Here is a 12,555-nt window from a genome sequence, read left to right as displayed (position 1 = left end):
CCGGCTGTTTTCCCTTCCTCCTGCGGTTCGCCCCTCGCGCGGCGCCCCCCCCCCGGTACAGGCCGACGCGGGATACCTGCCCGCATGGCGCGGGCACTTGGCGCCGCGGACCGGCGCGCCGCGTGCCCGCGCGGCGCGAACCGGCGTGCTGCGCGCCCGCGTGTTCCGGACCGGCGCGGTTGATGCCGCGCGGCGCGGGCCGGCGCGCGACCCGGTTGATTAAATCGCTTTGCCCGTCGTCCGGTGCTGGGTATGGTGGCCGGCGTCAGGTCCGAGACGACACGAACCGAGGAGGTGGGGACCGATGACCCGCACTGCCGTTGTCGCTGCCCCCTGCCCTCGTTCCGCCGCCCGTTGACCTTGACCTGATTCCAGGGCGGCCCGACTTCTTCGGAGTTCGTCTTGTCCCACCATCAGCCCGCTCACCGCGTCGTACGCGTGGAGCGGAAAGCCTGTGTGATCACCACCCCGGACGGTCAGCGGACCGTGCCCACCACCGTCCCCGTCGCCGTGGGCGACTGGGCCCTGCTCGACGACGGCGGCCAGGTGTCCGCCGTCGAGCCGCGTAGTACCGAGATCCGCCGGCTCAGCGTCGGCGGCAAGGCGGTCGAGCAGGTGCTCGCCGCCAATGTGGACGTTGTGGCGGTGTGCGCCCCGCTGGAGCGGGACGCCCGACTGGGTCGGGTGGAGCGGCTCCTCGCCCTCGCCTGGGCCTCGGGGGCGTTGCCGCTGCTGGTCGGCACCAAGAGCGACCTGTGCGGTCCGGACGACATCGGTCCGGCGCTCAGTCAGTTCGCGGCCACCGCACTGGGCGTCGAGGTGGTGCCGGTCACGGTCACCGATCCCAGTTCGCTGGATCCGGTACGCGCGTTGATCGCGCCGGATCGGACGCTGGTGGCCGTCGGTGCCAGCGGCGCCGGCAAGTCCAGCCTGATCAACGCCCTGATCGGCGGCACCGCCCTGGCCACCGGCGCGGTCCGGGAGGACGGCAAGGGTCGGCACACCACGGCCTGGCGGGAACTCGTGGAGATCCCGGGTGGCGGCTACCTGATCGACACTCCCGGGCTGCGGGCGGTCGGTCTGACCGACGCCGCCGAGGGCGTCGACGCGGTCTTCGCCGACATCACCGAACTGGCGGCGACCTGCCGGTTCAACGACTGCCGGCACGAGACCGAGCCCGGCTGCGCGGTCCGGGCGGCCATCGAGAGCGGAGAGATCGACGAGGGCCGGTTGGAGCGGCACCGCAAGCTGCAACGGGAGCTGGCCTACCAGGCGCGCCGGTTCGACGCGCGAGCCCAGTCCGAGCAGCGCAAGATGTGGGCGAAGATCTCCAAGAACTCCAACCCGGCCCGCCCCTGACCGGGACGCCCCGGTGACTGGTACGCCAGCGACCTCGACCGGACCGGTTGAGGTCGCTGGCGTACCACCGACGACCGGTGGCGCACACCGGCGCAGACCGGTGGCCAACTGAGGTGCCCGTACGGCGCGACGACGCCGATCGCCACCGCGAGCACCGGGTGACGACGGCGGGGCAGGGCGGCTCAGGTGTAGAGGCAGAACGGGTGGCCGGCCGGGTCGAGCAGCACCCGGACGTTCTCCTGAGGCTGGAAGTCCGCGACCTGGGCACCCAGCTCGACGGCGTGCGCCACGGCCGCCGGCAGGTCGCTGACCTCGAAGTCGAGGTGCAGCATCATCTGCTGCCGGCCCGCCTCGGCCGGCCACACCGGCCGGACGTAGTCGGGTGCCGTCTGGAAACCGAGGTAACTCACCCCGTCCGCGGGCGCCATGGTGACGATCTCCGGCGACTCGTGGCTGATCTCCCAGCCGAGCAGCTCGGAGTAGAACCGGCCCAGCGCCCGCGCGTCGGGACAGTCGAGGTAGACACCCCACCAGTCGGATCGGGACATCCGGTCGGTCGGGCCATCGGAAACCTGCCGTCCACGCATCTACCCATCCTGGCACCCAGGTCCGACACCCACCCGCAGCCCACCGGTACTCGGGTCCGACACGCATCCGCAGCCCGCCGGTGCTCGCCACCCACCGACCCGGTTGGGCCCGCCAGCTCGGTTGTCAGCTCGGCCCACCGACTCAGGACCAGCCGGGACCCGCCGGCTCAGGGGCGGCCGGCCCGGTCCCACTCCTCGTGGACCGCGCGTACCCGCTGCCACACCGCCCGCATCCGAGGCTCCGGGACGTCGTCGAGCACCATGCCGAAGCCGTCGGTCAGCAACGCGCGCCACTCGGCGTACCGGTGGATGTCCCGGACCGACGCGGAGCCGGCGGTCGGCCGCTCGGTCAGCACGGCACCGCGCAACGCCCGGACCCCCGCCGGGGTCCGGTGCTGGACCGTCACCACCCGGACGAACCCGGAGGTTGGTGAGGTGGACAGCTCGACGTGCCGGTCGACCAGATCCGGCGGACCGACCGGCGGCACCGAGAAGTCCATGCCGTAGAAGGATCCGTCCGGCTCGTGGTCGAACCGCCAGCCGCCGGGCACCACCGGGGAGGGCCGCAACCGGAACCGGTCGCCGGCGCCGAAGGAGGCCGCCGCGAGCGGCACCGGCTCCAACGGACCGTCGCCGAGGCCGACGTCCACCCACCAGGTCCGACCGTCCAGTGCCGCGGTGAGCGCCAGGTGGTTGCCGTCGTCGCCCGGGGGTTCGACGGTAGGCCGGGGCTGCGCGCCGCCACGGTGCCAGGTCACGGCGTAGCCCAGCGAGCCGAGCAACGCGGACAGGCCGCCGTTGAGGTGGTAGCAGTAGCCGCCCCGGCCCTGGCTGATCCACCCGGCCGACTCGATGGGATCGATGCCACGGGACTCGCCCAGCGCGATCCACAGTGTCTCGTAGGGCACCCGGGCGACGTGCGCGGCGTGCAGCCGGCGGAGCTGCCCGATCGACGGGGTCGCGGACCGCTCGGCGTCGGGGTCCAGCCCCAACCGCCGCAGGTACGTCGAGACGAGCGGATCACCCAGCGCCGGCGGGCGCCAGTGGGCGGGCGCGATCGTCATCCCCAGACTGTACGACCGGGCACCGACAGCCCGGTAAAGTCGCTGGTCATGACCGCCGTACGTCGCCGGGCCCCGGCCAGTCTGCTGGTGCATCTGCGCCGGGCCCGGGACCACGCCGACCGGCACTACGCGGAGCCGCTGGACCTCGACGCGCTGGCCGCGGCGGCGGGCCTCAGCAAATACCACTTCCAGCGGATGTTCACGAGCGCCTACGGCCTGTCGCCGGCGGCACATGTGTCCCGGCGGCGGGTGGAACGCGCCCAGGATCTGCTCCGGTCCACCAACCTCACCGTCACCGAGGTCTGCCACGCGGTTGGTTTCGCCAGCCTCGGCTCGTTCAGCAGCCGGTTCCGGGCGCTGGTCGGCGAGACCCCGAGCGAGTTCCAACGCCGCTGGGCCGCCACCGGCGCCCCACGCATTCCGGGGTGTTTCGTGTTCATGTGGGGGTTCGCCGAGCGCCGCCAAGGCTGCGCAACCAAGGAGAAGCCGCCGCCCGACGCCGGTCCCTAACCTGGGTACATGATTGTCAACGTCTCCCTGACCAGCGTCTTCGTGAAGGACATCGACGCCGCCAAGGCGTTCTACACCGACGTCCTCGGCTTCGTTGAGCACACCGACATCACCATCGGCACCGGATACCGCTGGTGTACGGTCAACCACCCGAACCAGCCCGAGCTGCAGGTGCAGTTGACCGTGCCGGGCCCGCCGTACTCGCCCGAGGCGGTGGGCGCGCTCAACCGGGCGCTGGACGAGGGCAACCTGTTCGCCATCGGCCTGACTGTCGACGACTGCCGCAGGACCTACGAGGAGCTGCGGGCCAAGGGCGTCGAGTTCCTCCAGGAGCCGTCGGAGCGGCCGTACGGGGTGGAGGCGGTCGCCCGGGACAACTCGGGCAACTGGCTGGTGATGATCGAGCACCGCGAGTTCGATCCCGCCGCCTTCGGCTGAGCCCGTTCGCCTCGTCTCCGGGCCGGCTCGGTCTGGCGCCGGCGCGTTGGGCAGGTCATCGACGAGGTCACCGGGACGGGGCGTTGTGGCGCGGATACGAATGCGTACCGATGCCGGCACCCGGCCTTGCTCACGGCCAGTCGCGTCATCATCATCGATCGGTGACCCGCTCCGTCGCTGAACTGTGCCCGAACTGCCAGACGCCGCTCACGTACGAGGAAGACCAGCCGCCGTGGTGCGGGCACTGCGAGTGGAACCTCGACTCATACGCGCCCCCCGAGACCTGGTCCTGGTACGCGCGCTGGGTCGCCCGGCACAGCCACCGGGCCGGCTTCCGGGCCGACCTGCGGCTCGCGACCACCGATCCGGCGAGTGGGCCGAGAATCGGTGCTGGCGTCATCTTCCTCGGCGTGGTGTCCGCGATCCTGGTTTCGATCCCGCTGGCCGCGCTGCTCTACAGCATCATTCTCCTGGTCGGACACCGGTCCGTGCCGTACGTGTTCCTCGGGCTGCTGCTGCTCCCGATCAGTTACGGGCTGCGGCCCCGACTGGGCCGGGTCCGGCGTTACGTCGGAGAGAAGTACCGACTGGATCCGCGGACAACTCCGGTACTGCACGGGATCATCGACCGGGTCGCCGCGGCGACGGGGGCGCCCCGGCCGGACATCGTGGCGTTCGATGTCTACTCGTGGAACGCCTCAGCCGCGGTGGTGGGCGTCCGCGCCCGGCGGATCCTCACCCTCGGCGTCCCGCTGCTGGCCAGCCTGCGGCCCCAGGAGATCGTGGCGCTGCTCGGGCACGAGCTGGGCCACTTCGCCAACAAGGACTCACGGCGGAGCCTGTTCACCCGCCCGGCCCGGGTCACGTTCGGCCACCTGGCGACGGCGCTGACCCCGCCCCGACCAGACGCGCTCGACCTCGCCGTTTCCGGGCTGCCCGCACTCGCGTACGAGTTGTGGCGGCTGGTCTGCCGCACGCTGGCCTGGCTGATGTCCGTGCTCCACCTGGCGATCAACGTTGTCGGGTCCCATCACGACCGGCGGGCCGAGCAGCGGGCCGACCTCCTCGCCGCCCGAGCCGGCGGTACGGCCGCCACGCTGGGCCTGTTCGACGCCATGGCCGGCCAGCCACTCTACGTACCGCTGATCAGTGGCGTGTCCGAGCCCGGCCGGGCCATGCACGAGTGGACGACCCTCATCGCGGCGCGCCGGGACCGGATCACGGACCGGATCGCCCGGTTGCGGCAGCTCAGCATCCGCCGGGACGCCTCGCTGTTCGCCAGCCATCCCACGACCGGGCGACGGCACCAGTTCCTCTCCACCAGGACGCCGCTGCCCGCCGCGGTCATCCTGACCGAGGCGGAGTATGCCCGACTCGCTCGGGAAGTCGCCCCGTACGCGGAACGGCTCCGGGTGGACCTCGCCGAGCAGTACGAGATGTGACCGTTCCGGGCTGGCCGGGGACGGCTCCCAGGGTCCGGATGGTCTGCCCGGGCCTACGTCACGAAGCGGGTCCGACGCCTGCGTGCGATCAGGTAACCGCCGCCGCCGAGGACCAGCAGCGCGACGCCGAGCCACGGCTCGGGCTGGCCTCGCCGAGCGGTACGGGCGGTGGCCGGCGTCAGGACGTACCGCCGAAGTCGACCTCCCGGGCCCGGACGGTGCCGGCGGTGCGTCCCGGCGCCGACTGGTAGGTCCAGCATCCGTTCAGGTGCCTGACGATCTGCGCCGCCGGCGGACCGCCCCAGCTCGTGCGGTCCTCGGTGGTGTGGGCGTCCCGGACGAGGACGGTGTCGTAGCCCCGGACGAACGCGCCGTGCAGGGTCGACCGGATGCAGGCGTCGGTCTGCGCGCCGGTGACGAAGAGCTTCCCGACGCGCAGACCCGACAGCACCTCCTCCAGGTTGGTGGCCTCGAACGAGTCGCCGTGGTTCTTCTCCACCAGCGGCTCGTTGTCGTCCGGTGACAGCTCGGGGACGATCCGCCACCCCTCGCTGCCCGCCACCAACCCCTCATCGGAGTGCCGCACCCAGACGACCGGCACCCCTTCCCGACGGGCCCGTTCGACCAGCCCGTTGATGTTCGTCACGACGGCGTCGCGGTCGTGGGTGTCGGCCACGACGCCGTTCTGTACGTCGACGACGAGGAGCGCGGAGTTCGGCCGGTTCTCGAGTGTGGTCATGCTGATTCCCTCGGGGTGCGGGTACCGATGCGCGCCCCACTCTAGAACCGCCCCCCGACACTGATCAGAGGGTCGTGATGGTCCACTGGTTGTTGCCGCTGCTGTTCGGTGTCCACATGCAGACCGTGGAGCCGGCGCTGCTGTTGCCCATGCCGTCCAGTGCGGTGCCCGTACCCCGGTTGATGATCTGGTAGCGGCCGTTGCCGGCATCGGCGAGCCGCCACTGCTGGTTGTTGCTGCCGGTCCAGGCCGCCTGCCGGGCGTTCGCGCCGTTGGCCGTGTTGCCCCAACTGTCGATCACCATGCCGTTGGTCCGGTTCACGATCCGGTAGTAACCACCACCGGCATCCACCAGCTGCCACTGCTGGTTGTTGCCACCGTTCCAGGGCCACTGCTTGAGATCCGACCCCGACCCGACATTGCCCGCGCTGTCCAACGCCTGCCCGGTGGCACCGTTGGTGATCCGCGAGTAGGTCGTCGGCGGCGGCGGTGGCTGGCCGGTCCCGGTGATCCGGTACGTGTGACCCGCCTGAGCGGTCAGCGCGATCACGTCCGACTCGGGCTTGGTGACCGTGAGGGTTTCCCCGGTCGTGGTGTCGGTGACCTGGTAGGTGCCGGTGAACATCCGGTTACGCACGTTGATCGAGCCGTCCCGGTCGGGCCTGATCAGGATCTCGGTGGCCGCGCCGCCGCTCCACGTGGTGTCCACCGTGTAGCCGCCGCGACCCCGCAGCCCCTGTACCTTGCCGGCCGGCCAGGCCGTGGGCAGCGCGGGCAGCACGTTCAGCTCACCGTTGTGGCTGTGCAGGAGCATCTCGGCGATGCCGGACGTGGCGCCGAAGTTGCCGTCGATCTGGAACGGCGGGTGCAGGTCGAACATGTTGGGCGCGAGCCGGTCCGTCCGCACCAGGAGCTTGAGCAGGTCGTGGGCCCGGGCGCCCTCCTCCATCCGCGCCCAGTAGTTGATTTTCCAGGCCAGCGACCAGCCGGTGCCGTCGTCACCGCGCAGTTCGAGGGTCCGTCGGGCGGCCGTGTACAGCGTGGGGGTGCCGCGCTTGGTGATCTGGTTGCTGGGGTGCAGGCCGTAGAGGTGCGAGATGTGCCGGTGGTGCTGGTCGGTCTCGGTCCAGTCGTACAGCCACTCCTGGATGTTGCCGCGCGAGCCGACCTTCATGGGCGGCAGCCGGTCGCGGGTGGCCAGGACCCGGGTCCGGAAGTCGCTGTCCACGCCGAGCACCTGACTGGCCTGGGCGACGCCGTTGAACAGGTCGCGCAGGATCTGGTTGTCCATCGTCGGACCGGCGCACACGCTGACCCCCGAGTGGTGGTCCAGCTCCGGCGAGTTCGACGGGTTCGTCACCAGATAGCCGAGGGAGGGCTCCTGGACGAGGCTGTCCAGGAAGAACTGCGCGGCACCCTTCATCGCCGGGTAGTACTGGCGCAGGAATTCGAGGTCGCCGGTGAACAGGTAGTGCTGCCAGATCATCGTGGACAGCCACGCGCCGCCGGACTGCCACATTCCGGCCTCGGCGAAGTCGACGACCGACGCGCCCCGCCAGCCGTCGGTGTTGTGGTGCGTCACCCAGCCGCCGGCGCCGTACTCCACCTGAGCCACCCGGGCGCCGCTGACCGTGAGGTCGCTGATCATCCGGAACACCGGCTCGTAGCACTCGGAGAGGTTCGTCGTGTCGGCCGGCCAGTAGTTCATCGGCAGGTTGGCGTTGAGCGTGTACTTCGAGTCCCAGGACGGGCTCAGCGAGTCGTTCCAGACGCCCTGCAGGTTCGCCGGCTGGGAGCCGGGCCGCGAGGAGGAGATCAGCAGGTACCGGCCGAACTGGAACAGCAGCGCCGAGAACTGGGGGTCGCTGACGCTCGCGTGCTGGGCGATCCGGACGTCGGTCGGCTGGTCGGCCGCCGAGGTCCGGCCGAGGTCGAGACTGGTACGCGCGAACAGCCGCTGGTAGTCCGCGACGTGCCGGGCGCGCAGGTCGTCGTACGTCCTCGTGGCGGCCGAGTTGAGGAAGTTGCGGGCCTTGCCCTGGTAGTCGCCCGTGACGTCGCGGAAGTTGACGTAGTTGGTGCCGATGGAGATCAGCACGGTGACGCTGTTGGCGGACCTCACCTGGACGGTGCCGCCGGAACTGCTGACGGTGCCGCCGTCGGCGATGACCCGGGCCAGGGCCAGGAACCGGACCCGGCCGGCCAGGCCACGCTGGTCGCCGGAGACGCCGTCGAGGGCCACCGTCGAGTTGTCGGGGCTGGACAGCGTGGTCCGCTGCGGGCTGTCGAACTTCGCGGAGAAGGTGATCGAGCCGGCCCGGTCGGCGGTCAGCCGGACGGCGATCACCTGGTCCGGTGCGCTCGCCAGCATCTCCCGGCGGTACCGCACGCCGTTCTGCAGGTACGACACCGCTGTGGTGCCGGTGGTGAGGTCGAGGTACCGGTAGTACTCGGAGACCCCGCTGGTGCTGCCGATGGTCAGCCGCAGGTTGCCGACCGTCTGGTAGGACAGCTGCGCCGAGGGGTTGCCCAGCATGTTCTGGTCGATCAGGGTCTGCGCCTGGCCCCACTGGTTCTGGAAGACCAGCTGCCGGATCTGCGCCAGCGCTCCCGCGCCCCGCGTGTTGGCCTGGTCGTAGGGGCCGCCGGCCCAGACGGTGTCCTCGTTGAGCTGCAACCGCTCGGTGTCGACGTTGCCGAACACCATGGCGCCCAGACGTCCGTTGCCGATCGGCAGCGCGTGCAGCCAGTCGGTACCGGCGCCTGCGGTGTACCAGAGGGCCATGCCGTTCGCGGCCTGGACCTCCGGGGGTGGCGTCGAGGCGGCCTGGGCCGCCGCGGTCCAGGCCACCGGCGACAGCGCCGCCCCGGCTCCGGCCGCACCGATCTTGAGTACGGTTCTTCGGGTCACATCAGACATTCGGTTCTCCAAGTTGGCCGGTAAGTCGCCGCCTGCGTCGAAATCCCCTCGTTCCTTCCCGACGTGACGGGTGCGCACATCCAGGCGGAGCCGTCGGCGCGGCCCACACCACGACGCCGACGACCGGGTACCGAAGTCGCCGAGGGTGCGGTCAGGCCAGCCGTATGGTTCCACCGATGTTTCAGACATGAGACGTTATGAGCCTCATCGTCATATGTCAATGTAAAGCTGACCGGTGCCCAGAACCCGGCCTGGGCCAGTAGGAACGGCGACGGACCGACACCGGGCGGTCGCCCCACGGGGGAACGGGCCACGGACGAGTCACGGCCCACAGCGGAGAATCATCAGATGTCTGGGCCGCCCGCCCGGAGAGCACCGAGCCCATGCCACAGCCGGTACCGGTATCGCGTTTCCGACAGCTCGGCACCTGCGCAGGCGCCCTCAGGGGGGTCCGCTGAATATCATTGCCGCAGCGTCGCACCGGCGCGGACCCGCAAACTTCGGCCTCGACAGGGACGGTATCCGTGTTCGATATTTCGCGGCGGTTTCTGACCCTCTCCGTGAAGGCCCGGGTGGCGGTACTGGCCGCCGCCGTCGCGGCGTTGCTGGTGGTCGGCACGGCGATCTGGAGCCTGGCCGCGCCGGATGACGACACGGTCAACGCCTATCTGCACAAGTCGGGGCTGGCCGGTAAGCACGAACTGCGGGTCGGCATCTTCCAGGACCAGCCGCTGTTGAGCTACGCCGCTCCGAGCCAGCGGACCTCCACCCGGCTCCGGGATCACTCCGGGTTCGAGATCGAGCTGATCCGGGAACTCGCGACGTACCTGGGTTTCACCGAGGACTCCGTGAAGCTCGTCGACACCCAGGTGCAGAACCGGGGCAAGGACCTGAACGACGACGCGGTGGACGTGGTCATCGCGTCGTACTCGATCACACCGGACCGGGAGCGGGACGAGGTCAACTTCGCCGGCCCGTACCTGAAGACCGAGCCGGAGGTTCTCATGCGGAAGGACGGTTCGCCGAAGGACAGCATCACGATCCGGAACCTCGGCGACCTGCACGGCCGGCTCTGCACCGTAGGCAGTTCCACCTCGGACGACGTGCTGCGCACGAAGGCACTCAACGACTTCGACGGCCGCGCGGTCAGCGATGACTGCGTCAAGGGGCTACTGGAGAAGAAGTACGACGCCTTCATGCTGGACAGCGTCGTGCTCGCCGGCTACGTCGAGCAGAATTCGCAACTCAAGCTGGTGGACCTGGTGCTCAACCAGCAGGAGAAGTACGGCATCGCGGTCGCCAACGACGACGAGTACCTGCGTCAGGTCATCGGCAACTTCCTCCTGGACAGTTACGAGCGCGGGTCGAGCGGTGCCTGGCAGCACGCCTGGGACCGGACCCTGGGCAGAGTCCTCGGGGACAGTTCGCAGCCCAAGCCGGAAGGCGTGAAGGTGCTGCGGGACTATCAGGACGGTTTCCAGGCGCAGCGGTCGCCGTACCATCCGACACACCAGCCGCCCGCGGCGCCGCACGGGCCGGCGGCTGTCGTCCAGGCCCGGGGTACGCGCCGGAGTGGGCGGCGGCGGTGACCGAGGCGGCTGCCCGGCCGGGCGGTACCCAGCCCGACGGCGCTCCCTCGGACGCAGCCCGATCCGGGGAGACCCCACCCGGCGAGACCCGATCCGGCGGGGCCCGGCCGTTCGACCGGGAGGCGTTCTGGACGCTCGTGGTCGCCCTGCCCGCGCTCATCTCGATCCTTCGGCTCTGGGCCGAGGCCGGTGGCGACCTGGAGACCACCCTGCTGCTGGTCTCCAACGTCGGGCCGGTCAACCTGATCGCCGGTCTGGTGGTCACCTCCACCTGGCTCGTCTCGGCGGTCCTGGTGGCCATCTTCGCCATCGGGACGATGACCCGGGCCGCCGTCACCGCGAACCCTGATCGACGCGCCTGGTCCACGCTGTTCACCTGGCTCGCGTCGGCCGCGCCGGCCTGGCTCCGCCTCATCGCCTTCGTCCTCGCCGCGTTCACCTGGCAACTGCTGTTCCTACCCTGGCTGATCCTCGCCGCCTGCGCCGCGTTCGGCTGGTATCCCTCGGGTTCCCGCCGTCGGCTCGTGGGATGGCTGTTGGCCGGAGCCGCCTACCTGGCGGTCGTCGGGCCGGTCACCGTGTCGGCGATCACCCGGATCGGAACGTATCCGGGCTATGTCGTGCCGCTGCTGCACCTACTCGGGCCGCCGCTGCTGCTCGCCCTCGGCGCGACCCGGCCGATCCCGGCCGTCCTGGCCAGGCCGTTCGCGGCGACAGCCCAGACGGTCACCATGCTGCTGGCGGTGGCAGCCGCCGCGCCGGTGCTGGTCACGCCGGTGCTGCCGCTGTCCGTGGTGACCGTCGCCGGCCCGGAGGGCGACAACGAACCGCCGCAACCGATCCGGGGGCACGTCATCGAGGTGAACGACGCGACCACGGCGATCCTGCAGACCCGCGGCGGCGTGGTGTTCGTCGACAACCAGCAGGTGAAGGGCCGGGTGCTCTGCCCGGACGAGAACGCGACGCCACGGTACCGGCTGTGGATCCTCGGCGTACACGTGGAGAACTCGGTCCTCCAGGCCGCCGGGCGCCTCCGCCGTCCGGTGACCCCGATCGACCCGCGCTGCCGGCCCACCACCCCGGAACAGCAACCCGCCGACGGGCCCAGGTGAGTACGGGCGCCGAAACTGCACCGCCTCTCCTGGCACGTCGTCGGACACGATGCGTCCCAGTTTCGAAGGACGCACCGAGGGCAGCTACCTCGTCTACGCCGTCCGGACACCCACGGTGTGGGCGGCGTAGGGTCGGGTCGTGGCCAACAGGTTTCTCGTTGTCGCCCTCACGACGGTGGCCGTGGGCTCGTCGCTGGTGGCGGTGCGGTTTGTCGCCGGTGCCGGGGCGCCCGTGGCCACCCTGGAGCAGTCGCCACTTCCGCCCACCCCCGCCGGGGATACGAACTCGGCGGTGGCGGATCGGGAGCGGGCAGAGCGGCAACGCCGGGCGGAGTACCTGCAGCGGGGTTCCAGTCAGGTGCCGTGGCGTCCGCCCCGGTGATGGTCGCCGGTCATGCCTGGACCGGGTCGCCGTGCGTCGGCCTGCCGATCAAGGCGACACGCCCGCTGCTGTACATCATTCCTGTACAAGATCCAAAAGGCCGCCTCCAACGAACGGAGACGGCCTTTGAACTGGGTGGAGCTGAGGGGATTTGAACCCCTGACCCCCTCGATGCGAACGAGGTGCGCTACCGGTCTGCGCCACAGCCCCTTGGCCAGCTCACGAGCGGGCCGGCGACCAGAGTAACAGGCACACCACTCGACACGCGAACCGCCCCGCCCACCACCCCGGCACCGTTGATCATGAAGTTAGCGGGGGGACAAATCCCCCGGAACAACCAGTCAACTTCATGATCAACCCGGCGGGTGGGGGGAGGGGGGTGGGGGTGGGGGTGGGGGTGGGGGTGGGGGTGG

At 70.5% G+C, this 12,555-nt stretch carries 12 protein-coding genes and 1 tRNA gene; 8 read left to right on the top strand and 5 right to left on the bottom strand.

The genetic code is table 11. The annotated features are described in order from the left end of the window. Both ACXN5W_RS29675 and rsgA read left to right on the top strand, forming a co-directional pair. Positions 1–223: hypothetical protein (locus ACXN5W_RS29675; protein WP_473161691.1), on the top strand; the 223-nt coding region annotated here is incomplete at its 5' end. A gap of 233 nt (positions 224–456) precedes the next feature. Beyond that, positions 457–1,359 carry a ribosome small subunit-dependent GTPase A gene (rsgA, locus tag ACXN5W_RS29670; RefSeq protein ID WP_473161690.1) on the top strand — a complete coding sequence of 301 codons (903 nt, stop codon included), beginning with the start codon at positions 457–459 and terminating at the stop codon, positions 1,357–1,359. 182 nt (positions 1,360–1,541) lie between these two features. Here the strand turns inward: rsgA and ACXN5W_RS29665 are convergent, their stop codons facing one another. Continuing rightward, a complete protein-coding gene (locus ACXN5W_RS29665) occupies positions 1,542–1,946 on the bottom strand; it encodes a VOC family protein (protein WP_473161689.1) in 405 nt (134 codons plus the stop codon). 167 nt (positions 1,947–2,113) lie between these two features. Then, a complete protein-coding gene (locus tag ACXN5W_RS29660) occupies positions 2,114–3,010 on the bottom strand; it encodes an arylamine N-acetyltransferase family protein (protein WP_473161688.1) in 897 nt (298 codons plus the stop codon). 48 nt (positions 3,011–3,058) lie between these two features. Here ACXN5W_RS29660 and ACXN5W_RS29655 point away from each other — a divergent pair, with 48 nt between their 5' ends. From ACXN5W_RS29655 to ACXN5W_RS29645, 3 genes are all read left to right on the top strand, one after another. Further along, positions 3,059–3,520, top strand: coding sequence for a helix-turn-helix transcriptional regulator (locus ACXN5W_RS29655; RefSeq protein ID WP_473161687.1), 462 nt, complete (start codon positions 3,059–3,061; stop codon positions 3,518–3,520). 9 nt (positions 3,521–3,529) lie between these two features. Then, positions 3,530–3,958, top strand: a complete 429-nt coding sequence (locus ACXN5W_RS29650; protein ID WP_473161686.1) for a VOC family protein — start codon at positions 3,530–3,532, stop codon at positions 3,956–3,958. 161 nt (positions 3,959–4,119) lie between these two features. Next, entirely contained in the window at positions 4,120–5,400 is a 1,281-nt protein-coding gene (locus ACXN5W_RS29645) for a M48 family metalloprotease (RefSeq protein ID WP_473161685.1), read from the top strand. 178 nt (positions 5,401–5,578) lie between these two features. On the opposite strand, the gene ACXN5W_RS29640 is transcribed toward ACXN5W_RS29645, so the two are convergent. Both ACXN5W_RS29640 and ACXN5W_RS29635 read right to left on the bottom strand, forming a co-directional pair. After that, a complete protein-coding gene (locus ACXN5W_RS29640) occupies positions 5,579–6,139 on the bottom strand; it encodes a cysteine hydrolase family protein (RefSeq protein WP_473161684.1) in 561 nt (186 codons plus the stop codon). Positions 6,140–6,203: 64 nt separating this feature from the next. After that, complete coding sequence (locus ACXN5W_RS29635) at positions 6,204–9,059, bottom strand: glycosyl hydrolase family 95 catalytic domain-containing protein (RefSeq protein WP_473161683.1); 2,856 nt, start codon at positions 9,057–9,059, stop codon at positions 6,204–6,206. 524 nt (positions 9,060–9,583) lie between these two features. On the opposite strand from ACXN5W_RS29635, the gene ACXN5W_RS29630 reads away from it, so the two are divergent. From ACXN5W_RS29630 to ACXN5W_RS29620, 3 genes are all read left to right on the top strand, one after another. Next, entirely contained in the window at positions 9,584–10,648 is a 1,065-nt protein-coding gene (locus ACXN5W_RS29630) for a transporter substrate-binding domain-containing protein (protein ID WP_473161682.1), read from the top strand. After that, positions 10,645–11,760: a hypothetical protein gene (locus ACXN5W_RS29625; RefSeq protein ID WP_473161681.1), complete on the top strand. Its 1,116-nt coding sequence runs from the start codon at positions 10,645–10,647 to the stop codon at positions 11,758–11,760. Before ACXN5W_RS29630 ends, ACXN5W_RS29625 begins: the two co-directional genes overlap by 4 nt. Positions 11,761–11,899: 139 nt before the next feature. Continuing rightward, positions 11,900–12,142 carry a hypothetical protein gene (locus ACXN5W_RS29620; RefSeq protein ID WP_473161680.1) on the top strand — a complete coding sequence of 81 codons (243 nt, stop codon included), beginning with the start codon at positions 11,900–11,902 and terminating at the stop codon, positions 12,140–12,142. A gap of 136 nt (positions 12,143–12,278) precedes the next feature. On the opposite strand, the gene ACXN5W_RS29615 is transcribed toward ACXN5W_RS29620, so the two are convergent. Then, positions 12,279–12,352 (bottom strand) — tRNA-Ala (locus ACXN5W_RS29615). Positions 12,353–12,555 lie beyond the last annotated feature (203 nt).

This window comes from Plantactinospora sp. A48, from assembly GCF_055793945.1.
The sequence above is the reverse complement of the archived record's forward strand: the minus strand, read 5'-3'. Positions and strand labels throughout refer to the sequence as shown.